The sequence below is a fragment of the Enterococcus sp. FZMF genome (genome assembly GCF_030263915.1).
Taxonomy (GTDB): Bacteria; Bacillota; Bacilli; order Lactobacillales; family Enterococcaceae; genus Enterococcus_D; species Enterococcus_D casseliflavus.
In genome coordinates this window covers 2,017,897-2,040,500 of sequence record NZ_CP127160.1, presented here as the reverse complement: position 1 = coordinate 2,040,500, position 22,604 = coordinate 2,017,897, and the positions used below count along the sequence as shown (strand labels likewise).

General features: G+C 42.3%; 25 protein-coding genes, 1 pseudogene and 1 other annotated feature. Of the genes and pseudogenes, 19 read left to right on the top strand and 7 right to left on the bottom strand.

Annotated elements, in window-relative coordinates; all coding sequences use genetic code 11:
- Positions 1–53 precede the first annotated feature (53 nt).
- From nusG to QN079_RS09830, 4 genes are all read left to right on the top strand, one after another.
- Positions 54–596 (top strand): transcription termination/antitermination protein NusG, encoded by a 543-nt coding sequence (gene nusG / locus QN079_RS09845; RefSeq protein ID WP_005229769.1) that lies wholly within the window; start codon positions 54–56, stop codon positions 594–596.
- A 128-nt stretch (positions 597–724) separates the two neighbouring features.
- Positions 725–922: a hypothetical protein gene (locus QN079_RS09840; protein ID WP_289229637.1), complete on the top strand. Its 198-nt coding sequence runs from the start codon at positions 725–727 to the stop codon at positions 920–922.
- Between the two features lie 75 nt (positions 923–997).
- The gene (locus QN079_RS09835) at positions 998–2,176 is read left to right on the top strand and encodes an IS256 family transposase (RefSeq protein WP_289229636.1); all 1,179 of its coding nucleotides are present in this window, start codon (positions 998–1,000) and stop codon (positions 2,174–2,176) included.
- A complete protein-coding gene (locus QN079_RS09830) occupies positions 2,173–3,561 on the top strand; it encodes a DUF1576 domain-containing protein (protein ID WP_289229635.1) in 1,389 nt (462 codons plus the stop codon). Before QN079_RS09835 ends, QN079_RS09830 begins: the two co-directional genes overlap by 4 nt.
- A gap of 152 nt (positions 3,562–3,713) precedes the next feature.
- On the opposite strand, the gene sdaAA is transcribed toward QN079_RS09830, so the two are convergent.
- Positions 3,714–4,586 (bottom strand): L-serine ammonia-lyase, iron-sulfur-dependent, subunit alpha, encoded by an 873-nt coding sequence (sdaAA, locus tag QN079_RS09825; RefSeq protein ID WP_289229634.1) that lies wholly within the window; start codon positions 4,584–4,586, stop codon positions 3,714–3,716.
- Between the two features lie 14 nt (positions 4,587–4,600).
- On the bottom strand, positions 4,601–5,266 hold the full coding sequence (gene sdaAB / locus QN079_RS09820) for an L-serine ammonia-lyase, iron-sulfur-dependent subunit beta (RefSeq protein WP_005229781.1): 666 nt from the start codon (positions 5,264–5,266) through the stop codon (positions 4,601–4,603).
- A 318-nt stretch (positions 5,267–5,584) separates the two neighbouring features.
- On the opposite strand from sdaAB, the gene rplK reads away from it, so the two are divergent.
- The 4 genes from rplK to rplL all read left to right on the top strand — a co-directional run bounded on the left by rplK (position 5,585) and on the right by rplL (position 7,986).
- The gene (gene rplK, locus QN079_RS09815) at positions 5,585–6,007 is read left to right on the top strand and encodes a 50S ribosomal protein L11 (RefSeq protein WP_005229787.1); all 423 of its coding nucleotides are present in this window, start codon (positions 5,585–5,587) and stop codon (positions 6,005–6,007) included.
- Positions 6,008–6,107: 100 nt separating this feature from the next.
- Complete coding sequence (gene rplA, locus QN079_RS09810) at positions 6,108–6,797, top strand: 50S ribosomal protein L1 (RefSeq protein WP_005229790.1); 690 nt, start codon at positions 6,108–6,110, stop codon at positions 6,795–6,797.
- Positions 6,798–6,860: 63 nt separating this feature from the next.
- Positions 6,861–6,987: a sequence feature (ribosomal protein L10 leader region), on the top strand.
- Between the two features lie 65 nt (positions 6,988–7,052).
- Complete coding sequence (rplJ, locus tag QN079_RS09805) at positions 7,053–7,553, top strand: 50S ribosomal protein L10 (RefSeq protein ID WP_015509955.1); 501 nt, start codon at positions 7,053–7,055, stop codon at positions 7,551–7,553.
- Positions 7,554–7,614: 61 nt separating this feature from the next.
- Complete coding sequence (gene rplL, locus QN079_RS09800) at positions 7,615–7,986, top strand: 50S ribosomal protein L7/L12 (protein ID WP_003127081.1); 372 nt, start codon at positions 7,615–7,617, stop codon at positions 7,984–7,986.
- Positions 7,987–8,103: 117 nt separating this feature from the next.
- On the opposite strand, the gene QN079_RS09795 is transcribed toward rplL, so the two are convergent.
- Both QN079_RS09795 and QN079_RS09790 read right to left on the bottom strand, forming a co-directional pair.
- Positions 8,104–8,277: a hypothetical protein gene (locus QN079_RS09795; RefSeq protein ID WP_005231922.1), complete on the bottom strand. Its 174-nt coding sequence runs from the start codon at positions 8,275–8,277 to the stop codon at positions 8,104–8,106.
- 147 nt (positions 8,278–8,424) lie between these two features.
- Positions 8,425–9,444 carry a branched-chain amino acid aminotransferase gene (locus QN079_RS09790; RefSeq protein WP_289229633.1) on the bottom strand — a complete coding sequence of 340 codons (1,020 nt, stop codon included), beginning with the start codon at positions 9,442–9,444 and terminating at the stop codon, positions 8,425–8,427.
- 210 nt (positions 9,445–9,654) lie between these two features.
- On the opposite strand from QN079_RS09790, the gene QN079_RS09785 reads away from it, so the two are divergent.
- Together QN079_RS09785 and QN079_RS09780 are read left to right on the top strand one after the other, a co-directional pair.
- Positions 9,655–10,623 carry a pyridoxal-phosphate dependent enzyme gene (locus QN079_RS09785; protein ID WP_213334328.1) on the top strand — a complete coding sequence of 323 codons (969 nt, stop codon included), beginning with the start codon at positions 9,655–9,657 and terminating at the stop codon, positions 10,621–10,623.
- 282 nt (positions 10,624–10,905) lie between these two features.
- Positions 10,906–12,188, top strand: a pseudogene (locus QN079_RS09780) (ISL3 family transposase).
- A 142-nt stretch (positions 12,189–12,330) separates the two neighbouring features.
- Here QN079_RS09780 and QN079_RS09775 read toward each other — a convergent pair.
- From QN079_RS09775 to QN079_RS09765, 3 genes are read right to left on the bottom strand one after another with little or no spacing between them, the layout of a single operon-like run.
- Complete coding sequence (locus QN079_RS09775; RefSeq protein ID WP_015509953.1) at positions 12,331–13,155, bottom strand: TPM domain-containing protein; 825 nt, start codon at positions 13,153–13,155, stop codon at positions 12,331–12,333.
- Positions 13,152–14,273, bottom strand: coding sequence for a TFIIB-type zinc ribbon-containing protein (locus QN079_RS09770; protein WP_289229632.1), 1,122 nt, complete (start codon positions 14,271–14,273; stop codon positions 13,152–13,154). The genes QN079_RS09775 and QN079_RS09770 overlap by 4 nt, the downstream gene beginning before the upstream one ends.
- Before the next feature lie 16 nt (positions 14,274–14,289).
- On the bottom strand, positions 14,290–15,519 hold the full coding sequence (locus QN079_RS09765) for an SPFH domain-containing protein (RefSeq protein ID WP_289229631.1): 1,230 nt from the start codon (positions 15,517–15,519) through the stop codon (positions 14,290–14,292).
- A 283-nt stretch (positions 15,520–15,802) separates the two neighbouring features.
- Here QN079_RS09765 and dnaX point away from each other — a divergent pair, with 283 nt between their 5' ends.
- The 9 genes from dnaX to rsmI all read left to right on the top strand — a co-directional run bounded on the left by dnaX (position 15,803) and on the right by rsmI (position 22,575).
- Positions 15,803–17,524, top strand: a complete 1,722-nt coding sequence (gene dnaX / locus QN079_RS09760) for a DNA polymerase III subunit gamma/tau (RefSeq protein ID WP_289229630.1) — start codon at positions 15,803–15,805, stop codon at positions 17,522–17,524.
- Between the two features lie 20 nt (positions 17,525–17,544).
- Positions 17,545–17,859, top strand: coding sequence for a YbaB/EbfC family nucleoid-associated protein (locus QN079_RS09755; protein WP_081118470.1), 315 nt, complete (start codon positions 17,545–17,547; stop codon positions 17,857–17,859).
- 14 nt (positions 17,860–17,873) lie between these two features.
- Positions 17,874–18,470 (top strand): recombination mediator RecR, encoded by a 597-nt coding sequence (gene recR, locus QN079_RS09750; protein WP_005229813.1) that lies wholly within the window; start codon positions 17,874–17,876, stop codon positions 18,468–18,470.
- 20 nt (positions 18,471–18,490) lie between these two features.
- Positions 18,491–19,138: a dTMP kinase gene (gene tmk, locus QN079_RS09745; protein ID WP_213356613.1), complete on the top strand. Its 648-nt coding sequence runs from the start codon at positions 18,491–18,493 to the stop codon at positions 19,136–19,138.
- A 32-nt stretch (positions 19,139–19,170) separates the two neighbouring features.
- The gene (gene darA, locus QN079_RS09740; protein ID WP_289229629.1) at positions 19,171–19,500 is read left to right on the top strand and encodes a cyclic di-AMP receptor DarA; all 330 of its coding nucleotides are present in this window, start codon (positions 19,171–19,173) and stop codon (positions 19,498–19,500) included.
- A gap of 14 nt (positions 19,501–19,514) precedes the next feature.
- On the top strand, positions 19,515–20,447 hold the full coding sequence (gene holB / locus QN079_RS09735; protein WP_015509950.1) for a DNA polymerase III subunit delta': 933 nt from the start codon (positions 19,515–19,517) through the stop codon (positions 20,445–20,447).
- A gap of 29 nt (positions 20,448–20,476) precedes the next feature.
- Complete coding sequence (locus tag QN079_RS09730) at positions 20,477–21,277, top strand: PSP1 domain-containing protein (protein ID WP_005229821.1); 801 nt, start codon at positions 20,477–20,479, stop codon at positions 21,275–21,277.
- A gap of 19 nt (positions 21,278–21,296) precedes the next feature.
- Positions 21,297–21,644, top strand: coding sequence for a DNA replication initiation control protein YabA (locus QN079_RS09725; RefSeq protein ID WP_026008088.1), 348 nt, complete (start codon positions 21,297–21,299; stop codon positions 21,642–21,644).
- A gap of 70 nt (positions 21,645–21,714) precedes the next feature.
- Entirely contained in the window at positions 21,715–22,575 is an 861-nt protein-coding gene (rsmI, locus tag QN079_RS09720) for a 16S rRNA (cytidine(1402)-2'-O)-methyltransferase (protein WP_015509949.1), read from the top strand.
- Positions 22,576–22,604 lie beyond the last annotated feature (29 nt).

The following is a 22,604-nucleotide window of genomic DNA, read 5'->3' as shown; positions in this document are numbered from 1 at the left end:
TCGGTGCAGCTGAGGTTTTTTTATTTTACAAAAAGATGGGGAGTCCGAAAAAAATGGAATCTTTTGAAAAAAATTGGTATGTACTGCATACTTATTCTGGCTATGAAAACAAAGTAAAAGCGAACCTAGAGTCACGTGCACAAAGCATGGGTATGGGTGATTATATTTTCCGTGTCGTCGTTCCCGAAGAAGTAGAAACAGAAGAAAAAAACGGCAAAACCAAAGAAATCGTTCATAAAACATTTCCTGGCTATGTATTAGTTGAAATGGTCATGACGGATGAATCTTGGTACGTTGTACGTAATACTCCTGGGGTAACAGGTTTCGTTGGTTCCCATGGTGCAGGAAGCAAGCCAGCGCCTTTATTACAAGAAGAAATCAATTCAATTTTACGTTCGATCGGTATGAGCACTCGGACGGTTGAACTGGAAGTAGAAATTGGCGAAACCGTCAAAATCATCGAAGGTGCGTTTTCTGGTCTAGAAGGACAAGTAGCAGAAATCGATGAAGAAAAACAAAAACTAAAAGTGAACATCGATATGTTCGGTCGTGAAACGAGTACAGAACTTGATTTTGAGCAAGTAGATAAGATTTAACTACTGGATTCACTAGCAAGAATGACTCTTTTACGGTAAAATAACAGTAATGAGAATAAAGTGGACCAATTCGTTGGCCCACTTTTTTTCTCAAAATCAGTAAGCGCTTTATAAGAGGAAGGGGTCCTATGTCAAAACTAGTCACTTTTTTTAGAGTAAAGTTTCACAATGATTTTCATCCCCATGGTAAAGGGATGATCTCTGTACATAATGGATATAGCTTGTTATTTCTTTTCAATTTGCTGCTATTTTTCTTTGCTATGTTGTTTTTTGATCCAATGGTGGCAATCGAAGGAGAGTGTAAAATATTTTGTGTAAATGAATAAAACCATACAAAAAAGGAAGTCCCTTCTGTAGAATAAAGTTAACGACAACCAATTCACAGAAAAGAGGACTTCCCTATGAATGATTTTACTACAGAAATTGTACAAACTCTAGTCACTAAAGGCGATTTAAATGAATTATTCCGGTCACACTTAGAAAGAGCGATAAACACTCTCCTACGGACAGAATTAACGGCTTTCTTGGATTATGAAAAATATGACCCCACTGGTTTTAATTCCGGTAATTCGAGGAACGGTTCTTATTTTCGATCAATCAAAACCGAATATGGTGAACTAACCTTGGAGATACCTAGAGATCGAAATGGTGAGTTTAAACAACAAACTTTACCAGCCTACAAAAGAACAAACGACACATTGGAAACAACCATTATCCATTTGTTCAAAAAAGGCGTTACGATGTCTGAAATCGCTGATTTAATCGAAAAAATGTATGGACATCATTATACTCCACAAACCATGTCAAACATGACTAAAGTGTTGACTGAAGAAGTAAACGCATTTAAAGCCAGAGCCTTAAATGATAAGTATGTCTCTATTTTTATGGACGCTACTTATATTCCACTAAAACGTCAAACCGTGTCAAAAGAAGCCATTTACATTGCCATTGGAATACGAGAAGATGGTACTAAAGAAGTACTAGGTTATGCGATTGCCCCGACTGAGTCAACACACGTTTGGAATGAGCTACTACAAGATATTAGCTCCAGAGGCGTTCAAGATGTCTTGCTCTTTATTACGGATGGCTTAAAAGGTATGAAAGATACCATTCATAAAATTTATCCGAAAGCAAAATACCAACACTGTTGTATCCATGTATCTCGTAATATTGCTCATAAAGTACGTGTCAAAGACCGAAAAGAAATCTGTGATGACTTTAAGACTGTTTATCAAGCCAATTCAAAGGAAGAAGCGAGTACCTTCTTGTCCTGTATGGTTGAGAAGTGGCAGAAAACTTATCCTAAAGTGACGCAGTCGCTCATAGAAAACCAAGATTTATTGACTTTCTATGAGTTTCCGCCTAGTATTCGCAGAACCATTTACTCAACCAATCTGATCGAGTCATTCAATAAGCAAATCAAGAAATACAGCCGCAGAAAAGAGCAGTTCCAAAATGAAGAATCATTAGAACGTTTCCTAGTATCCATCTTTGATACATACAATCAAAAATTTCTAAGCAGAAGCCATAAAGGTTTCCAGCAAGTAACCGATACATTAGCTTCAATGTTTAATAAGTGACAGATTATTTTGCAGAAGGACGATTTATTTACACAAAAATATTGACGCTCTCAATCGAAGAGCTCAAGTTGATTTTGTTTTCGGAAAGTCATTTAGTCACCGATTATATTGCCATGACCTCGGTAGGGACGGCTTTGTTAAATAGCAGTCTGATGACCTTTGTAGCGATCTCGATTTGCTATCACTATCGGGTACCGATCACGGGCGGTGCAGTCTCTGCGATCTTCATGGTGACTGGCTATGGTTTTTTTGGAAAAAATCTCCTGAATTTTATCCCAATATTTTTAGGCGTTCGACTGTATTCGTATTTTATGAACGAACCATTGAAAAAATTTCTGTTGATCGCCCTCTATGGGTCATCGGTTTCCCCAATCGTCAGCTATTTTGCTTTCAATGATTCCTTACCACCATACTTTAGTCTAGTGATGGGGTATGGCATTGGGATCTTCACCGGTTTTTTGATGGTTCCTATGGCCTTATACTTTCAAGCGCTGTTTCAAAGCGTCAGTCTATACAGTGCGGGATTTACTTCAGGGATGCTATGTACACTGGTCGCTGCCATCTGCCGAATGTTTGGCTTGACGATCGAGCTAAGAACATTAGTATCTCAAGAGCAGCAACCTCGATTGATTTTTATGATGCTAGTTTTAGGTGGGGTATTCGTCGGCTATGGCTTGTTGATGGCGATCAAGAAAAAACGATTGAATATGCGAGCGATTTGGTCGCATAGTGGCAAAATCGAGCGAGATATTTTAAGGGATACTGGCGTATACAATACGATGATCAATATGGGGTTAATGACATTCTTGTTAGTGGCTTACGTTGTCAGTATTGGTGCGGTTTTAAACGGACCAGTTATCGGTGCGATCTTTTGCGTCATCGGCTTTTCTGCTTGTGGCTCTCATGTGTTTAACTCGCTGCCTTTATTGGCAGGGGTGACGATCGCCAATCTATTGAGCGTATACACCATCAACGAGACAGTTACAGTCACGTCAGCGATTTTTGCGATGATGCTCTGTGCAGTAACGAATGCCTATGGCTGGAAAGGCGGCTTGGTGGTCGGTTTTGTCCACGCCTCAATGGTACTGAATATTGATTTCTTACATGGAGGTTTGAATCTGTATAACAATGGTTTTTCTGGCGGGCTCGTCGCCATGATGATCATTCCCTTATTGGATCTCAGCAAACAGCTCTGGCAAAAATCAGCCGATCAGGCACAAGCTACCCAGGAAGAAAAACCACAAATGGACTTGAAAGCACAAAAAAGCGAGCAGCCATTGGTCCCAATGGATCAAAGAGAAGGAAAACCTAAATTTTCCGAGCCTGTGAAGGTATTAAAACCCGTTGCCCAAAAGAAACACTATAGGTTAGGTGAGTGGGAGTAGAAAAATCGCCAATGCCATTTGGTACTTGTTTAACAAGCATGGGTTGCATGTCTTTTCGTCGCTGGAAATCATGGGAAAATGAAAACCAACCAAGAACAAGCAACGATTGGTTGTTCTTGGTTGGTTTTTATTCGTGTTCGTTTCTAAAAAAATCAACGATTGGCTTCTAAGATTTCTGCCTGCAAGCGTTGGGCAGTCGGTGTCATGGCCAGACCGCCTTCAGCCGTTTCCTTGAAAATGCTAGGCATTTGCCGACCGACTTGATACATCGCTAAGACCACTTCATCAGGTGGGATAACACTTTTGATTCCTGCCAGTGCCATGTCGGCAGAGATAAAGGCTTGGGAAGATCCCAGGGCATTGCGCTTCACGCATGGGACTTCGACTAAGCCCGCGACAGGGTCACAAATCAAGCCCATCATATTTTTGAGGGTGATCGCCACCGCTTGAGCCGCTTGGTGAGGGGTGCCACCTTTTGCACAAACCAAAGCTGCCGCTGCCATTGCGCTAGCAGAACCGATCTCCGCTTGACAACCGCCTTCGGCTCCAGAAATCGAGGCATTGTTGGCAATCACTAGACCAAAGGCGCCGGCTGTAAACAAAAAGTCGACTTGTTGCGCTCGAGTCAGTGCCAAACGTTCACGTACGGCCATCAAGACACCAGAAACAACACCCGCACTACCGGCGGTCGGTGTTGCACAGATCAAGCCCATTTTCGCATTGACTTCGTTGACTGCAATGGCATTTTGGACCGCTTGTAGAATGGTTTCTCCGCTTAAAAAATCACCGGCAGCAAGATAGTCGTTCATGCGTGTCGCATCGCCGCCGGTCAACCCCGTCACCGATTTTACACCAGCGACACCTTCAGCGACTGATTGTTCCATAACAACTAAATTCTTTTCCATGATTGCAAGGATCTGTTCGCGACTACGGCCAGTATTTTCTGCTTCGATCGCAATCATCATCTCTGCAACGGAAGGATAATTTTTACTCTCTGTTACTAATTCTTCTATTGTATAGAACATGTGCCTTTTCTCCTTTAATCAAAATACGCAGCGCTGTAAACGTGTGGCAAAACTTTGATTTGTTGCGCCAGCTGATCATTGCGCTGATCGACTTCGATGATCATGATTGCTTTATCACCAACAGCTTCTCTTGTTACAGTCATCGTACCGATATTGATTTGAGCCTCTGATAGTAAATTGGTTACTTTTGCAATCATTCCTGGAACATCTTGATGAACGATCACATAAGTTGGCGTACCCAGCGTCAGAGAAATTTTGAAGCCGTTAAGCTCTGAGATTTGAATATTGCCACCACCGATCGAGATACCAGTGACAGAAAGTTTGTGGCTACCTTTTGTCAAAATCATCTTGACCATATTTGGATGTTCCGCTTTTTCTTTTTTAGGAACGAATAGGACTTCGATCCCTTTCTCATAAGCGATTTTTAAAGAGTCTGCTAGGCGAGCATCATCTGGCTCCATGCCTAAAAGACCGCCAACTAACGCAATATCGGTTCCATGACCGCGATAGGTTTTGGCAAACGATTCATACAAAAGGATATCAACACTGTCTGGCTGTTCACCAAAAATACTGCGAACGATTTTTCCGATCCGAGCCGCACCGGCTGTATGAGAACTGCTGGGACCCACCATGATGGGACCGATTATATCAAATACACTGCGGTATTTTAATTGTTCCATTTTTTTCACCTCGATAGTAGTAAACGAATAGGGAAGAATTCCAGTAGTAGTGTAGCATAAAAAAATGAGAGAATGAAAAAAGCAGACCAAAAGCAAGGGATTTTTATTTATTTTTTTATCAAAGGAATGACGAAAAGCGATGGTGAGTATTTTTTCAAAAAAATATGCTGAAAAACCTTGAATTATTCCTTAAAGATGCTATAATATTCCAGTGTGCTTTCGTCACACGTTTTTTGTGTGTGCACATGAATCACCAAAGTGGGAGGAGAAATTTGGATCTCCAATTAACCACATCACGGACTCAAGGAGGTATGTCTCGTGGCAAAAAAAGTAGAAAAAATCGTTAAATTGCAAATTCCTGCAGGTAAAGCAACACCAGCTCCGCCGGTAGGTCCTGCGCTAGGTCAAGCGGGTATCAACATCATGGGATTCACTAAAGAATTCAATGCTCGTACAGCTGATCAAGCAGGTTTGATCATTCCAGTAGTGATCTCTGTATACGAAGACCGTTCATTTACTTTCGTTACAAAAACACCACCAGCAGCAGTATTGTTGAAAAAAGCAGCAAACGTTGAAAAAGGTTCAGGCGAACCAAACAAAACAAAAGTTGCAAAAGTTTCACGCGATCAAGTAAAAGAAATCGCTGAATTGAAAATGGAAGACCTAAACGCAGCTGACGTTGAAGCAGCAATGCGCATGGTTGAAGGAACTGCACGAAGCATGGGGATCACTGTAGAATAATTACAGCCCTAAGGAAGTAGCTTCTCAGTCGGCTTCATATTGAAAAATATGGGACACGTGGGAGGTTCTACCGTTATAACCACATCAAGGAGGAAACAAAATGGCTAAAAAAAGCAAAAAAATGCAAGAAGCATTGAAAAAAGTTGATGCTACAAAAGCTTATTCAGTTGAAGAAGCAGTAGCTTTGGCAAAAGAAACAAATATTGCAAAATTCGACGCAACGGTTGAAGTTGCTTACAAATTAAACGTAGACCCTAAAAAAGCGGATCAACAAATCCGTGGCGCGGTTGTATTACCAAACGGTACTGGTAAAACACAAACAGTTTTAGTTTTTGCTAAAGGCGATAAAGCCAAAGAAGCAGAAGCAGCTGGTGCTGATTTCGTTGGTGACGACGATATGGTTCAAAAAATCCAAGGTGGCTGGTTCGATTTTGACGTTGTTGTTGCAACGCCTGACATGATGGCTACTGTTGGTAAATTAGGTCGTGTGTTAGGCCCTAAAGGTTTGATGCCTAACCCTAAAACTGGTACAGTAACAATGGACGTAACAAAAGCAGTTAACGAAGTTAAAGCTGGTAAAGTAACTTACCGTGTTGACAAAGCTGGAAACATCCACGTACCAATCGGAAAAGTTTCATTTGAAGATGACAAATTAATCGAAAACTTCAAAACAATCCATGAAACATTGTTGAAAGCTAAACCTTCAGCAGCAAAAGGTCAATACATGAAAAATATCTCAGTTACAACAACATTTGGACCTGGGATCCATGTAGAACAAGCTTCTTTCTAATTTAATACAAAAATTTAAAACTTTTATTGACTTGACTGCCTTATCTATGGTAAGGTAGTCAAGGTTAAAAGTTTAACTGTACCGAAGACAGTAGGTGGCATTTGCCTTAATTTCCTACCGAGGACGTTTATTGAGAACCTTCAATAGTCCCTCTATGTCTACGGTGGCATAGAGTTTTTTATTGTCTTTTTTTAAGACAAAGGAACCGTTCGTTTCGAAGAAACTCTTCCATCAAAATCAGGAGGTGAAATATAAATGAGTGAAGCAGCTATCGCTAAAAAATCCGCGATCGTTGATGAAGTGAGTGAAAAATTCTCTGCAGCCGCATCTGTAGTCGTTGTTGACTACCGTGGATTAACTGTTGATGAAGTAACTCGCTTACGTAAACAATTGCGTGATGCAAACGTTGAGATGAAAGTTATCAAAAACTCAATTCTTTCTCGTGCTGCTGAAAAAGCTGGTCTAGAAGGTTTAGGTGAAGTATTCACTGGTCCTACTGCCGTAGCATTCAGTAACGAAGACGTTGTTGCACCTGCAAAAATCATTAACGATTTCGCAAAAGAAGCAAAAGCTTTAGAAATTAAAGGCGGTATCATCGAAGGCAAAGTTTCTTCATTGGAAGAAATTACTGCATTGGCGAAATTGCCAAACCGCGAAGGACTTCTTTCTATGTTGCTATCTGTGCTACAAGCACCTATCCGCAACGTGGCTTACGCTGTCAAAGCAGTGGCAGAAAAAGAAGAAGATGCAGCATAATTGCCGCATGATTTTTCAGTATTAAAAAACTAAACTACTTACTTAAATGGAGGAAAACAAAATGGCATTGAACATTGAAAACATTGTCGAAGAGCTAAAAGGCGCGACAATCTTAGAATTAAACGATTTAATTAAAGCTATCGAAGAAGAATTTGGCGTATCTGCTGCAGCTCCTGTAGCTGTAGCTGGTGGAGCTGGCGATGCTGGTGCTGCTGAAGAACAAACTGAATTCACTGTAGAATTGACTGCAGCTGGCGATCAAAAAGTTAAAGTTATCAAAGCAGTTCGTGAAGCAACTGGCTTAGGCTTGAAAGAAGCGAAAGCAGTCGTTGACGGAGCTCCTTCAGCAGTTAAAGAAGGCATCTCTAAAGATGAAGCTGAAGCATTGAAAGCAGCTTTAGAAGAAGTTGGCGCTTCAGTAACAGTTAAATAATTTTTCTTAGTGTCAAATCCTTTTTTATGAAGGGATTTGGCGCTTTTTTTTAGTAAATGAAATTCCTGCAAAAGGAATAAGCAGCGATCCCCGTTTCTTACTAGCGAGGATCACTGCTTATTTTTTTCGGAATTGTTGGAATAGGAACACAAAAATAAAAAAGAAAAATGCTTCCCACAATGTTGTGGTCCAGCTAAAGCTGCGGTTGATACCAAAAACGAGATTACCGATATTGGAAACCACCAAATACAATGCTGTTGCAAGCAAAGAATAGCCGAGTCGTTTACCCATCATTACGCCTCCCTTTGCTATGATTGTAACAAGACGAAAGAGTTGTGGCAATCAATTCTCTCCTGATGGAAAGGAATTGGTTGGCGGAAAGAGAATAAAACGAACGATCACAGTGGACCGTTCGTTTATAATGGTCTATGGGTGTGGCTATTTCAATGGGACATCAAAGATCCAACCTGTTGGGGCCGCAATATCTCCAAATTGAATGCCGGTCAATTGATCATACAATGCTTTTGTTTGTGGACCAACTTCCGTTTCACTATAGAACACATGAAAATCCTCACCGTTTTGGATCCCGCCGATTGGGGAGATAACAGCAGCTGTTCCGCAGGCACCCGCTTCGACAAACCGATCCAGCTCATTGAGATAAACATCGCCTTCAACAGGGGTCAATCCTAATGAGTGTTGCGCTAGATGCAGCAATGAATATTTTGTGATACTTGGCAAAATAGAAGGAGATTTTGGTGTCACAAATTCATTGTCAGCCGTGATTCCGAAAAAGTTAGCAGAACCGACTTCTTCGATTTTGGTATGCGTTTCTGGATCCAGATAGATGCAGTCGGAAAATTTCCGCTGATGGGCTTCGTATCCAGGCAACAAACTCGCAGCATAATTTCCACCAACTTTGGCTGCGCCAGTACCATTTGGTGCCGCGCGATCATAATCAGAAACAATGAAATTGGTCGGTGTCAATCCGCCCTTAAAGTAAGGACCGACAGGCATACAAAAAACCGTAAAGATATACTCTGGTGCTGGACTGACACCGATGTTTTCTCCGACCCCAATCAATAGAGGACGAATATACAAGGTGGCGCCGCTGCCATAAGGCGGAACATATTCCTGATTTGCTTTTACTACTTGTTTTACCGCATCTAAGAAAAAGTCCTCAGGAACCTCTGGCATGCGCAGGCGATAGGCACTGCGATTCATCCGTTTGCTATTTTCGTCTGGACGGAACAAATTGATGCCGCCATTTTTTCTTCGGTAGGCTTTTAGTCCTTCAAAACATTGTTGTCCATAATGAAGAGCGGTTGATCCCTCGTGGATATGCAGATAATTATCCTCGGTAAGTTCGCCTTCATTCCAAGAACCGTCTTTCCATGTTGCCAAAAAACGCCATGGCGTCTTGATATAAGAAAACCCTAAATTTGACCAATCGATTGTCATTCGTTCACACCCTTTTTTAATTTTTCTAAGTATAGCACTTCAGAAAAGAAATGTCATTATTTTCTGAAAATTCTTCTGTAAGAATAGTTGGTGACATTGACGTGTAAAGGATAGGGAAGTGCTCTTTGCTTGTACGAGTTCCCCAGTTTGTTTTTCTACAAGTTCTGTGCTTCAATGAGAGTATAAAAAAACAAAAAAGGGGGAACGTTTGTGATTGAGGAAGTGTTGACGGACAGTCTGGGGATCGCTGCTGCGTATCGACGATTGAAACCAATCATGATCCATACACCACTTGCACCAAGTAATATTTTAGGCAAAGAAAAAGAGGGCACGATATTTTTGAAATTAGAAAATCTACAGCGTACCGGCTCCTTTAAAGCGCGGGGGGCGTATAACAAGCTCGCTTCATTGACTGATGCAGAAAAACTTCGCGGTGTCATCGCCTGTTCTGCAGGAAATCATGCGCAAGGTGTTGCTCTCGCAGGATCGTTACTAGGGATCAATGTCCGAATCTTTATGCCATTAACGGCTGCTAAAACAAAAATAGAGGCGACAAGAAGCTATGGCGCACAAGTCGTTTTAGCAGGAGAGACGTTTGATGAAACCAAACAACTGACAGTAGACGCCATGAAAGACAGTGGCGAAGTTTTTGTCTCTCCCTTTGATGATCGTGCAGTAATGGAGGGGCAAGGAACGATTGCGATCGAACTGTTGGAGGATCTTCCAGATGTTGATAATGTCATTATTCCCATCGGCGGTGGTGGGTTGATCGCTGGGATGGCTTTAGCCTTAAAAGAACTTCGTCCAGAAGTCAAAATCATCGGCGTTCAATCCTATGGCGTTTATGGTATGATCGCATCGATCTGGCAGCAAAAGCTGGTAGCCAATCGCCGCAGTAGAACGATCGCCGACGGCTGTGATGTCGCTTTGGCAGGGGAGCTGACCTATGATGTTTTAAAGACCCGTATCGATGAAACGGTCTTAGTTGAAGAATCCGACATCGAACAAGCGATCCATTACTTGGCTTTGAAGGAAAAAGTCATTGCAGAAGGTGCTGGTGCATTAAGTACAGCGGCGATTTTAAGCGGACAGATCGATCATTTACTTCGTGGAAAGAAAACTGTGGCATTGGTCTCCGGCGGCAATATTGATTTCTCTGTGTTTAAGGAAATAATTTGAATAAAAAGTATACTCAAGTAAAATCGATGAGGTTCATTTGAAATTATCAAAAGGATCTCTATATCTTTACCTGCGATAGGGTCAAAATCATTGTGACGATAGCTAAAGGATCTTGTCGATTCATGGTATGAATAGCAGCAAAAAAAGGCTCTATAATTTATGGGACTGATGAATCAGAATTGATTCTTCAGTCCCATTTTCATTTTAGGTATTAAAAAACATATCGTTCTCTAGTATGATTAAATCACCACAAAATAAACAACTGAGAGGATGATATGCTATATGAATGATTCTATCAAAAAAATGCTGAGAATAATAGAGAAAGATTTGATGATTACAGAGGTCTCTTACGAGACCCTTCAGAAGAAAAAGACGTTGGTCGTCGATGCTGTTCTCTCGCCTACTCCTCGTGCTTGTAGAAGTTGTGGTTCTACTGTGGTAGATGGAAACGGGAAAGCAATTATAGTGAAAAATGGGAAGAAGGAAACGATTGTCCGTTTTGAACAATACAATCATATGCCTTTGGTTATGCGCCTAAAAAAGCAGCGCTATACCTGTAAAAACTGCCGAACCCATTGGACGGCTCAAAGTTATTTTGTCCAACCCAGACATTCAATCGCAAATCATGTTAGATATAAAATTGCTTCTTTACTGACTGAAAAAGTATCTTTATCTTTTATTGCGAAAAGCTGTCAGGTATCTTTGACCACCGTTATTCGTACATTGAAAGAGTTTAAAAGCTATTTACCAAAGCAATCTAAGAAGATTCTCCCCAGAGTATTGATGGTTGATAAATTTCGTTCGCATGCTTCCATAGAAGATAAAATGAGCTTTATTTGTGCAGATGGCGAAACAGGAAAATTAATAGATGTTTTGCCTACGCGTAAATTCCCCCGATTAACAAGCTATTTCTTAAAGTGTACCAATCCAGAAGAAGTAGAATTCTTGGTGACAGACATGAACGCCGCCTACTTCCAGCTCACCAAACGTGTTCTGCCAAATGCGAAAATAGTGATTGATCGGTTTCATATTGTCAAACACATGAATCAAGCGTTCAATGAGTTGCGTATCCGTGAAATGAATGAACTTCGTAAAGCCAGGCAGAAAAACTGAAAAAGAACTGGCGCTTTTTGCTAAAAAATCGTGCAAACATCAACCATTATGAATACAAAACATGGAAAAGTTTCCGAGCACCAAAATACCCATTTCTTACTGAAGCAATGATGATTGATCGATTGCTTGAGTTTTCTCCGCCCCTAAAGGAGGCGTATCGCTTTTTTCATGAATTAGTTGAAGCCTTTCGAGACAAAGACCCTGACTTATTTTTCTCCTTATTGGCAGAACTTCCCGAAACGTTAGATGACAGCTTTCGGGAAAAGCTTCAAAACCTTCTGACCTATGAAGAAGGCATCACCAACGCAATGATCTATCCTTATTCCAATGGAAAAATAGAAGCGAAGAATACCCACATAAAGACAATGAAACGAGTATCCTACGGATTTAAATCATTCGAGAACATGAGAATTAGAATCTTTTTGATCAATCAATTAATCAATGTAAGATAACAAAAAATCTGAGCCAGAATGTGGTTCATTCTGACCCAGATTTGATTTTGCACAACTCATCAGTCCTTATTGACAAAGAGCCCAAAAAAAAAGTTCCCGTTTGAAGGAACTCTTTTTTACATTCAAAACAACTATTTAACGATTAGAAACTGCGTCCGCCGCCGCCGAAAGTACCGCCGCCAGAAGAGTGGGTCGTACTGCCGCCTCCGCCGCCAGAAAAACCGCCACCACCGCCGCCTCCGCTATTATCCGAAGGACGGGGGATGCGTCTGGTTGTGACAAAGGAGTTGACTAAGCGATCTTCTTTTTGAGTCAGATCAATACTTGATTTTTCTAGATAGTTAAATTTGTAGCCGCCCATTTTTAATTGATAACGGGATTTAACAATGATGAAAAAGGCGATACTGATCACTGCCGCGATCGCTAAGCAAATAGCAATTTCTAGTGGCGTCATCACTTTGTAATAAGTAATTTTTCCAGTATCACGATCGATACGATAGTGATCGGCAGGAACACCTGCTTCCACAAAACCAGCTGCTTTTTGCAGATAGACCAATGCCGCTTGGTAATAATTTCCCTCTGCCATCTGGTCAAATACCGCATCAAGAAGATTGTCTAGACGTGAATCGGTGAGGTAATCGATCATATTTCCAGAAGTCGAAACGTGAAATTTACGTTGCGACATATCGATCACCAAAGCGGATCCGTTGTTGTCGTTGCCGATCCGTCTCGAAAGATACCGATTAGTATACAACTCGATATCTCCCGTGTTGCTGTTCGTTGTTTGAATAAACACTTCGCCTTTGATTTTCGCATTCAGCGCTTCTGCTTCTTCATTTAACTTCTGGATTTCTTGTTCGGTAAAAAGTCCAGCGTGGTCTGCGACTGTCTCTTCGGCTGCAAAGGCGGGCAGGGTGGTGAAGAAAAAGCCAACCAGCAGAAGCAACAAATAAGATAGTTTTTTCATAAGAAATACGCTCCAATCAATGCGAGGATGGTCGTTGCCGCGAAAATTGCGCCACTGACGATTCCCAAGCGTTTGTAACTGATCGGTAAAACACCGCTGACTTTTCCTGTTTGCCCATTCATCGCATAATAAAAGGCACTCTTGTTTTCATCATCGGCTCGATAGGTCACTAGCCATACAGGAAGCAAAACGTAGTTGTTTTCTTCTTTTGTTAGATTGATGGATCGATTGTTGCGTTTAAAACTAGTATAGCCATTGACCGTACCTGCTAGCAGATTTTCAGCATAACCCGATAATTCGTTTTTGACTTCGTCGGAAAGATCAATGTATTCAATGTCTCTTTTTTCTGCTTGGAAGCCGGCTAAATACTGACTGCGAAAATTAACAGCTTTTTCAAGGGGAAACGGCTGAACACCAGTTACCATTTTTTGCTGAACGTTTTTTGACAGCGCATTTTTGAGTAATTCGTTTACCTTGATTTTGCCTAGTCGCAAGACGTCGTATTGTTTATGCTCGGTATATTCAATGTCACCCACTCGCCAAATTCGCAAGGAGGTACCCATTCCTGAAAGGGAGCCGTTCATCTCGGCATCGACGACCCAATAAGGGAAGTATACGCCAGTCAATTTCTCTACTTGTGCTTGGTCGAAGAAATCCCGTGGGACGAATTTTTTCTTTTGCGCCCATTCTAAAAACTTTTGCGTTGCTTCTTCTTTTTCGATCGCAAAGGGAAGGACTTTGTTTGGCAAAAATTCTCCCGAAAGCCGTCCAGATAAAACGACCGGGTTATGGCAAAAGTAGCAATAGGTTGCAGCTGTAGTTGCATCCGTCACGATTTCAGCACCGCAGCTGGGGCAGGTGAAAAGGTCCATCTGTCCCGCTTGTGCATTGGCTTGTTGCTGCACTTCTTCTTCAAGGCTCGGCTCCGTCACTGAGGCAGCCGTGGCATCTAAAGAAGAATCAGCGGCCATTTGCGCTTCTTTTTGCTTTTCTTCAAAGGCAGTGACTTCGTCTTCAGTAAAAATACTCAGACAAAATGGACAATGAAATTTTTGATCGCCAGGATCAAAGGTTAAAGCGCCCCCGCAATTGGGGCACTTATGTGTGATAACATCCATCAGCAATCCTCCTCAATTAGTCTACTGGGACACCTTTGAAAGGTTTGCCGCAATTCGGACAGAATTTTGGAATGCCGTTGGCTAAATCAATCACTTCACCACAATCGCTGCATTTCATTTTCAGACTTGGTCCATCGCTCGTTGGTTTAGGCGTGCCGCAATTGCTGCAGAATTTACCAGTATTAGATGTGCCGCATTGTGGGCAGTCCCAATGATCTGCGTTGCTTTGTGCAGGTGCTTGTTGCTGCTGCATCTGCTGTTGGTTGTTTTGTGACGCTTGGTTCAAATAACCGCCACCAGCGTTCATCCCCATGCCCATGCCAACAAACCCAGTCGTAGCGCCAGCGGCATTGCTACCGGCAGATTCCATACCACGAGCTACCGAACCTTGAACATAGCCTTCACGAATCGAAGGGTCACCTAACATTGCCCCTTGGTTCCGCATGTTGATCAATTTTACGGAATCATCCGTATAAGAGATGCTTGCGACGGCAACCGAAACGATTTCCATTCCTCGGAGTTCTCGCCAGCTGTCATCAAGAACTGTTCCCATATATTTGCTTAATTCCATGCTCTTAGATGGAACGTAAGAAATTCGTTCGCCATCAGCGGACATTTTGTTGATCGCTGTTTGTAGGGCGGTCAAAAATTCAGCTAAGTACTGCTCGTTGATGTCGTTGATATCGACTTGACTTTTGTTTTTTGGGATCGCATTCGTATAGAACAAAATTGGATCGGTAATTCGTAAGGAATAGTTTCCGTGCGCCCGCAAGAAAAGTTCTGCGTTGTAAAAGTTGTCAAAATAATTCAAAGGCGAGGAAGTACCGAAGCGAATCCCATTGATTTCTTGTAGATTGATATAAAAAACTTGTTGTTTTTGCGGTGTAACGCCACCAAACTTAAAGCGGTCAAACGTTTCAGAAATCGCATCTTTCAATGAACCGTTTAACATTGAAGGCGCTAATTCGTTTTTCACTGTATAGTAGCCTTCTTCGGCGGTATAATCGATGATTCGCCCGCCATCAACCAATAACATCATCATATTCGGATAGACATGGATCACTGAGCCATCAGTGATGACATCTTCTGTGCCTTTTCTGTTGGAACCGCGTTTGTCATTACGCCGCACTTTGACACCTTTTGTCATTACTGTCGAATCGCTCATATTGTCAGGCTCGATCACCTCTAGCCATTGATCTGCTAATCCGCCGCCAATTGCGCTTGTTGCCGCTTTGATAATACCCATTTTCAGTCCTCCTTTAAATTGTTTTCATCACAATAGATGAACATAGATTCATTATACCATAGGAGGTGAGATTTACGTTATCAGTCTAAAGTTGGAGAGGAGTTTTTCGCAAAATCCATCAATAAACGGTTCGTTCGCAGGTGGATTTGAATAAAAGAGACAAATTGGAGATTGCGGATTAAATTTCCATTTCTTTTGAGATTCCCCCACGCAAACGGTGGTTTTTTTGGCTGATATTACGTATAATAGAAGGTAGCGAATTTTGAAATGAGTGTGGAAAACTATGGCTTATCAAGCATTATATCGTGTTTGGCGTTCTCAGCGTTTTGATGATGTTGTCGGACAAAAAGCAATTACCCAAACCTTAAAAAATGCAATCGATCAAAACCAGATCTCGCATGCCTATTTATTTACGGGTCCTCGAGGAACCGGGAAAACAAGTGCAGCGAAAATTTTTGCCAAAGCCATCAATTGTCCGAACCAGGTCAACGGTGAGCCTTGCAATGAGTGCGACATGTGTCGCTCAATCACAGCAGGGACGCAAGAAGACGTGATCGAAATCGATGCGGCAAGCAACAACGGTGTAGAAGAAATTCGCTTTATTCGTGATCGTGCGAACTATGCACCGACCCAAGCTGAATACAAAGTTTATATCATCGATGAAGTGCACATGCTGTCAACAGGTGCATTCAACGCTTTACTAAAAACATTGGAAGAACCGCGGAAAAATGTTGTCTTTATTTTGGCAACAACAGAGCCCCATAAGATTCCAGCAACGATCATTTCTCGAACCCAACGTTTTGATTTCAAACGGATCAATACGCAAGATATCGTGGGTCATTTAGAAACGGTCCTTACTACTAGTGAGATCAATTACGAAGCAGAAGCTTTACAGATCATTGCGCGAGCCGCAGAAGGCGGTATGCGGGATGCCTTGAGTATCACCGACCAGGCGATCGCTTTTAGTGATGGAACCGTAACGACCCAAGATGCTCTTGAAGTGACGGGCAGCTTGTCCTATGAAATGATGGACCGTCTGATGCAAGCTTGCGGGGAAAAAGAAGTTGCCGATGCGTTAGCGACCTTGCGGGAGTTATTAGCCTCTGGTAAAGAAGCCCGACGTTTATTGGAAAACTTGTTGGTTTATTGTCGAGACTTGCTGATGTATCAACAAGCGCCGCAGCTGCTCTCTGAAAAGTCGCTGCAGTTGACTGAAGCGTTTCAAACGCTGGCAAAAAATACCCCGCCAGCAAAAATCTATCACTGGATCACGGTCTTAAACGATACGCAAAATGAAGTACGATTTACGAACAATCCTACGATCTATTTGGAAGTGGCTGTGGTCAAATTAGCCAATGATCCAGAAAGTGCTGCTGTTGCTAGCAATTCAGCTGATAATAGTCAAGAAGTGGCGCAGTTACGGCAAGCATTGCAAAAACTTCAGGCAGAGGTGCAACGACTGCAGGAGAATCGACCGGCAGGTGCCGTTGCGGAAACCACTGCGCCAGTGAAGAAAGCCAAGGCGAGTACTACGTTCCGTTTACCAAAGGAACGCGTGTTCCAAGTACTGAAAAGTGCAACGAAGAAAGACTTGGCAAACGTTCGCAATGTTTGGGACGATCTTTTGATGTCTCTTTCCGTGACGCAAAGAGCGATGCTGCATTCCAGTGAAGCAAAAGCTGCCAGCGAATCGGGCGTCGTGATCGCTTTTGACTATGAGATCTTATGCCAGCGAGCAAGTAACGACCAAGAGTTTCAATTGATGATCCATAATCAATTGTCTCGTATGATCAAAGACTATGCCGCCCAGGCTGTCTTTATCACAAAAGAAAGTTGGCCAGCACTACGGCAAGAGTTTTTGGCCGGCGGTCAAGCAACGGCAGATTCGGAAATTGAAGTAGACCAAGAGGAGACCGAAGCCGCTCCTGTCGAACCTGAAAATGACGACTTAGTAACAAAAGCGCAAGAGTTATTTGGTGAATTAACCAGCATTGAAGAAAATTAATGAAAATGGAGTGATTGATAATGATGCGAGGCATGGGAAATATGCAAGGCATGATGAAACAAATGCAAAAAATGCAAAAAGAAATGATGAAAGAACAAGAAGCGCTGAACAGCAAACAATTTATCGGCGAATCGACAAATGGCTATGTCAAAGCGACCTTTACTGGCGATAAGACGTTACAAGACATTGCTATAAATGAAGCGATCGTTGATGCTGACGATGTGGAAATGCTGCAAGATATGATCATTTTAGCTGTCAATGACGGATTGAAGAAAATTGAAAAAGAATCGGAACAAACGATGGGCAAATACACAAGAAACATTCCGGGTCTATAAAAGGAGAAATGACGGTGCAATATCCTGAACCGATCGCCCGATTGATCGACAGTTACATGAAACTGCCGGGAATCGGACAAAAAACCGCGACACGTTTGGCATTTTATACGATCGATATGAAAGAAGAAGTCGTCAATGAGTTTGCCAAATCGTTGCTTAGTGTCAAACGAGATTTGCACTTTTGCAGTATTTGCGGAAATATAACTGAAGAAGATCCTTGTGAGATCTGCAGTGATCCAACAAGAGACAAAGAAACGATTTTAGTGGTTGAAGAGCCTAAAGATGTCATGGCACTAGAAAAAGTCCGGGAGTATCATGGACTTTATCATGTGCTGCATGGCGTGTTATCCCCGATGGAAGGGACAGGTCCAGAAGATATCAACATTGCATCGCTGATACAGCGGCTGCATGATGATCAGGTCAAAGAAGTGATTATTGCGACCAATGCGACCACGGAAGGTGAAGCAACGGCGATGTATATGTCACGTTTGATCAAGCCTGCTGGTATTAAAGTCACGCGTTTGGCTCATGGCTTATCTGTGGGCAGCGATATTGAATACGCGGATGAAGTGACCTTGCTAAAAGCAGTAGAAGGTCGCCGAGAATTATAAAGATATTGGAGGCAATTAGGGTGAATGGATTGTTTATAACCATCGAAGGACCGGATGGTGCTGGAAAAACCAGTGTGATCGAAGAGTTGTATCCTCGGTTACAGCTTGAAGCAACAAGAAAAATCGTGAAAACAAGAGAACCTGGCGGAGTTAAAATCGCTGAAAAGATTCGTAAAATTATTTTAGATCCGCGAAATGAAGAAATGGATGAGCGGACGGAAGCCTTACTTTATGCAGCGGCCCGCCGCCAACACTTGATTGAGGTTGTCCTGCCGGCATTGAATGCTGGACACATCGTGATCTGTGACCGCTTTGTTGACAGTTCGCTTGCCTATCAAGGAGCTGGACGCCGCATCGGGATTCCTGAGATCGCACGGATCAACGAGTTTGCAACGGAAGGAACGACGCCTGATTTTACCTTGTATCTAGATGTTGACTCTGATACCGGCTTGCGTCGCATCCAAGAAAACCGCGCACATCAATATGACCGCTTAGATTCAGAAGGATTGGAGTTTCACCAACGGGTTCGTCATGCGTATCTCAAGCTGGCGGAAGAAAATCCTGTACGCATTCATAAGATTGATGCTAGAATGGGGTTACAAGAAGTTGTTGAATCCAGCTATTCAGCAATCGTTGAATCGTATCCTACTTACTTCAAGTCAATCTAGGGTAGGTTGGATAACACAAAGGAGATGGTCCCATGAAATTAATTATGGCAATCGTACAAGACAAAGACAGTAATCGTTTGGCAAATGAGTTTATTGATGCCAATATCCGTGCTACAAAATTGTCCTCAACGGGTGGGTTTTTAAAGGCTGGCAACAGTACGTTTATCATTGGTATTGAAGACGATCGGGTACAAGATGCATTAGAATCGATCAAAAAAACCTGTCAATCAAGAAAACAATATGTCTCGACACCGATGTCTCTAGACATTTCCTTAGACGGTCAAGTTCCTTATCCAGTCGAAGTCGAAGTCGGCGGAGCAACTGTGTTCGTGCTACCGGTTGACGGATTCCATCAATATTAAAAAAGGAGCTTTTCATGGAGGAGTTATTTCTACAAGAATATCAGCCTCTTGTTTTTGCCCAACTAAAAAAAAGTATCAAGCATGGGCGCATTGCTCATGCTTATCTTTTTGAAGGGGACAAGGGGACTGGCAAGCACGAATTAAGTCTGTGGCTCGCAAAACGCCTTTTTTGTACCAATGTGCAAGAAGAAGCCCCGTGCGGCACATGCAGCAATTGTCTGCGGATCGCCCAAGGAGAGCATCCTGACGTCATCCAAATCGAGCCGGATGGACAGATGATCAAAGTCGACCAGATTCGGCAGCTGCAAGAGGAGTTCTCAAAGAGCGGCTTTGAAAGTCGTCTGAAAATCTTTATTTTGTCTCAAGCTGACAAAATGAACAACAGCGCTGCCAACAGCCTATTAAAGTTTTTGGAAGAACCGGTGGGAAACTTTTTGGCGATTTTAGAAACTGAGAGTTTAGGACGTATTTTGCCGACGATTCAGTCTCGCTGTCAGATCATTCATTTTTCGCAGCTGTCAAAAGAAAAACTACAGGAGAAGCTCCAAGAAGAAGGACTTTCCAAAGAGACGAGTCGACTTCTGAGCCACTTGACGAATAGTTATCATAAAGCAGTTGAAATCTCGCAGAATGAATGGTTTAATGAAACTAAGGATGCTGTTAAGCGTTGGGTGAATTACCTTTTGAAGAAAGACCCGCAAGCATTTATTTTTGTTCAGAAAAAATTATTGGGTCTAGCAAAAGAAAAAAATCAGCAATCAGAAATCTTTTTGCTCTTGTTATTTTACTTTCAAGAGGAACGAGATCGATTGTTGGCACAAGGTTTATGGGGAAAAGAGATCAATCGTGCCATTGAAGCCGCATTGCAAGCACAAAAAAAATTGCAAGCCAATGTATCTTTCCAAGGAGTGGCAGAACAATTTTCCGTGAAAATCATCTATGGATAAAACGCAGCAGCCGGAAAAGGAGACCAGAGATGATCGAAGTTGTCGGAGTGCGTTATCATGACGTGGGCCAGATTTATTTTTACACACCAAAAAAACAGACCTATACCATAAATGAACAAGTCATCGTGGAATCACAAGATGCCAAATGTCTTGCCACGGTGGTTACCAAAAGCAGAAAAATGAATGAGAGCGATTTGCCTCAAGCAGTCAAACCGATCCTGCGTCGAGCGACGAAAAAAGATTTGGAGCAAGCTGCCGCCAATCAAAAAGCAGCAGACGAAGCGTTGAAAATCGGGAAAGAAAAAATCCGAGCACACCAGCTACCAATGAAGCTGATTCGGGTGGCGTATACCTTTGAGCGCACAAAACTGATTTTTTCGTTCACGGCAGAAAGCCGCGTTGATTTTCGTGAGTTGGTCAAAGACTTAGCAAGTGAATTTCATACACGGATCGAACTGCGCCAAATTGGTGTCAGGGATGAAGCGAAGGCGCTGGGGGGAGTTGGACCCTGCGGTCGCAAACTATGCTGTGCGACGTTTTTAGGCGATTTTATCCCAGTGTCCATCAAGATGGCTAAGGATCAAGGACTCTCCTTAAATCCTGCAAAAATTTCAGGGTTATGTGGTCGTTTGATGTGTTGTCTTAAGTACGAAAGTGAAGAGTATGAGCGTGCAAAAAAAGAATTGCCGGATCGCGGCAAGGAAGTTGAAACGCCAGATGGCAAAGGACGTGTGGTTGGGCTGGATCTGTTGAGCCGAGTGATCAAAGTCCGTTTGCATGATCGGCAAACACCAATCGAGTATGATTATGAAGAACTAGTGACAAAATAAGTAGGTGACCATAATGAGCATGGACAAACGATCAATATATGACGGATTGAATCAGTTAGAAGTGGAGTTGCAAAATTCCTTGAATAATCTTGCGGAAATGAAGCAGTCTTTGCAAGAAATCGTCGAAAAAAATACGACATTAGAATTGGAAAATCAACGCTTACGTGAACACATTCGTGAGTTGAACCAAGTGGCAGATGCACCCGCTGAATCGGTCAAACAAGAGCTTTCTAAATCGCGGATGAATTTAGAAAAGATTTACGAAGAAGGATTTCATGTTTGTTATGACTTATACGGTTCTCGCAGAGAACATGACGAACCTTGTGCGTTTTGTCTAGAAGTGATCTATCGTGAAAGCGGCAAATAGCTGACAGACGAAGCGGTTCGTTAGAAAAAAGATCAATTTCTGCTGGTCTTTTTTTCGAAAGGAGCAGTACATGCAAAAGCAGCAAAGTTATAAACAAGACACTGGAAAACTGTATCTTGTTCCAACACCGATCGGTAACTTGGAAGATATGACGTTCCGATGTGTCAAAATTTTAAAAGAAGCGGACCTGATCGCAAGTGAAGATACTCGAAATACCCAGAAATTGTTGAATCATTTTGAGATTGCGACACCGCAAAAAAGCTTACATGAACACAATTATAAAGAACGGGTGCCACAGCTGATAGAACAGCTGCAAATGGGCAAGACTATTGCCCAATGCAGTGATGCTGGTATGCCCTCCATTAGTGATCCAGGTCATGAATTAGTCAAGGCGTGCTTGGTCGAAGGAATCGCAGTGATTGCGCTCCCAGGTCCTACGGCTGGTTTGACCGCGCTGATCGCTTCTGGCTTATCACCGCAGCCGAATCTTTTTTATGGCTTTTTACCTCGTAAGAAAAAAGAACAAAAGCAAGCGTTAAGTGAATTGGCAAGCCAAAAAGCTACGATGATTTTTTATGAGTCACCGTATCGAATCGCAGCGACGATCGAAACGATGAAAGAGGTATTGGGAGAACGTCAAGCAGTTATCTGCCGTGAATTGACAAAAATCCACGAAGAATACTTGCGAGGGACCTTTTCAGAATTGATTGAATACCTCGACCAACAACCGATCAAAGGGGAATGCTGTCTATTAGTGGAAGGCGCTTCTGAAATCCCTGAAGTCGTTTATGAAGGAAGCTATGCTGAACAGGTGGCAGCCTTGATGGAAGAGGCAGACTTGTCTTCGAAAGAAGCCATCAAAGAAGTGGCTAAACGCAATCAAGTGAAGAAACAGCTTGTTTATCAAGCCTACCATCAATTAGAAACGTAATCATACCGAGAATTCTCTCGGTATTTTTT

Bases quoted from the DNA above. Each gene is read 5' to 3' on its own strand.
- dnaX (WP_289229630.1), top strand. From the start codon at position 15,803: ATGGCTTATCAAGCATTATATCGTGTTTGGCGTTCTCAGCGTTTTGAT.
- QN079_RS09770 (WP_289229632.1), bottom strand. From the start codon at position 14,273: ATGGATGTTATCACACATAAGTGCCCCAATTGCGGGGGCGCTTTAACC.
- QN079_RS09755 (WP_081118470.1), top strand. From the start codon at position 17,545: ATGATGCGAGGCATGGGAAATATGCAAGGCATGATGAAACAAATGCAA.
- rsmI (WP_015509949.1), top strand. From the start codon at position 21,715: ATGCAAAAGCAGCAAAGTTATAAACAAGACACTGGAAAACTGTATCTT.
- QN079_RS09730 (WP_005229821.1), top strand. From the start codon at position 20,477: ATGATCGAAGTTGTCGGAGTGCGTTATCATGACGTGGGCCAGATTTAT.
- QN079_RS09795 (WP_005231922.1), bottom strand. From the start codon at position 8,277: ATGGGTAAACGACTCGGCTATTCTTTGCTTGCAACAGCATTGTATTTG.
- QN079_RS09840 (WP_289229637.1), top strand. From the start codon at position 725: ATGTCAAAACTAGTCACTTTTTTTAGAGTAAAGTTTCACAATGATTTT.
- QN079_RS09725 (WP_026008088.1), top strand. From the start codon at position 21,297: ATGGACAAACGATCAATATATGACGGATTGAATCAGTTAGAAGTGGAG.
- QN079_RS09835 (WP_289229636.1), top strand. From the start codon at position 998: ATGAATGATTTTACTACAGAAATTGTACAAACTCTAGTCACTAAAGGC.
- QN079_RS09775 (WP_015509953.1), bottom strand. From the start codon at position 13,155: ATGAAAAAACTATCTTATTTGTTGCTTCTGCTGGTTGGCTTTTTCTTC.
- sdaAA (WP_289229634.1), bottom strand. From the start codon at position 4,586: ATGTTCTATACAATAGAAGAATTAGTAACAGAGAGTAAAAATTATCCT.
- darA (WP_289229629.1), top strand. From the start codon at position 19,171: ATGAAATTAATTATGGCAATCGTACAAGACAAAGACAGTAATCGTTTG.
- holB (WP_015509950.1), top strand. From the start codon at position 19,515: ATGGAGGAGTTATTTCTACAAGAATATCAGCCTCTTGTTTTTGCCCAA.
- rplA (WP_005229790.1), top strand. From the start codon at position 6,108: ATGGCTAAAAAAAGCAAAAAAATGCAAGAAGCATTGAAAAAAGTTGAT.
- nusG (WP_005229769.1), top strand. From the start codon at position 54: ATGGAATCTTTTGAAAAAAATTGGTATGTACTGCATACTTATTCTGGC.
- QN079_RS09765 (WP_289229631.1), bottom strand. From the start codon at position 15,519: ATGGGTATTATCAAAGCGGCAACAAGCGCAATTGGCGGCGGATTAGCA.
- rplL (WP_003127081.1), top strand. From the start codon at position 7,615: ATGGCATTGAACATTGAAAACATTGTCGAAGAGCTAAAAGGCGCGACA.
- rplJ (WP_015509955.1), top strand. From the start codon at position 7,053: ATGAGTGAAGCAGCTATCGCTAAAAAATCCGCGATCGTTGATGAAGTG.
- sdaAB (WP_005229781.1), bottom strand. From the start codon at position 5,266: ATGGAACAATTAAAATACCGCAGTGTATTTGATATAATCGGTCCCATC.
- QN079_RS09790 (WP_289229633.1), bottom strand. From the start codon at position 9,444: ATGACAATCGATTGGTCAAATTTAGGGTTTTCTTATATCAAGACGCCA.